This is a genomic window from Stenotrophomonas pictorum JCM 9942 (assembly GCF_001310775.1).
Taxonomy (GTDB): Bacteria; Pseudomonadota; Gammaproteobacteria; order Xanthomonadales; family Xanthomonadaceae; genus Stenotrophomonas; species Stenotrophomonas pictorum.
On record NZ_BAZI01000740.1, the window covers coordinates 1 to 705 of the forward strand.

A 705-nucleotide genomic window follows, 5' to 3' on the forward strand; every position below is an offset into this window, starting at 1 on the left:
CCCCGAGGGCAGTCTGGCCGCCCGTGTTTCACCCGGTGCCGCGGCGGACCTGCGGCTGGACGAGCTGGGGACGCGCTGGCAGGCGCTGCAGGCTGAGTCGACACGATGCGGGCGCCCCACAGGCGCCCGTATTGGTTCTAGAAGAAAGCAAGTGCGACGAACGCATGGCTAGCGTGCTGTCATAGCCGGCAAAGGAGAGCGGAATGAGGCTGTATCTGGTGATGGCCCTGCGCAGGCCGTCGTTCGACAACGCGGTGATCGCGCCCCACAAGGCGTTCCTGGATGACCTGAGGGGCCAGGGCCGCCTGTATGTCACCGGAGGATTCAGTGACGGCAGCGGTGGCGCCTATGTGCTGCAGAACGTGGCCGATCTGGACGAGGCCAAGGCCATCGTCGCCCGTGATCCGCTGGCGGTTCACAACAGCTCCGAACTCACCATCCATGAATGGAACACACGCTGACCCCATGAGCCAGACCTCGCCCCCGGCATTTATCGAACAGCCGCTGCCGCCGTGGCGCCGCGCGGTGCTCAAGATCGGCAGCAGCTTGCTGGCCGCGGACGGCGGTGGTCTGACGCCGCGTTTCGCGCTTGGTCTGGCGCAGTTCGTGTCGGCCAATGTGCTGGCCGGGCGTGAGGTGGTGATCGTGTCCTCCGGTGCGGTGGCCGCCGGCCGCGCGATCCTGCCCAAGGCGGCCGAAGCCGGT

Annotated in this window: 1 protein-coding gene and 1 pseudogene; both read left to right on the forward strand. The window is 67.4% G+C overall.

Translation table 11 applies throughout. The annotated features are described in order from the left end of the window. The first annotated feature begins 203 nt into the window (after positions 1-203). On the forward strand, positions 204-461 hold the full coding sequence (locus tag JCM9942_RS17410) for a YciI family protein (RefSeq protein WP_054661045.1): 258 nt from the start codon (positions 204-206) through the stop codon (positions 459-461). Then, a pseudogene (locus tag JCM9942_RS17415) lies at positions 442-705 on the forward strand (glutamate 5-kinase); the annotation flags it as partial. The gene JCM9942_RS17410 and the pseudogene JCM9942_RS17415, both read left to right, overlap by 20 nt.

What these genes read in the sequence shown, in the direction of transcription:
- JCM9942_RS17410 (WP_054661045.1), top strand. Translation starts at nt 204, where the DNA reads ATGAGGCTGTATCTGGTGATGGCCCTGCGCAGGCCGTCGTTCGACAAC.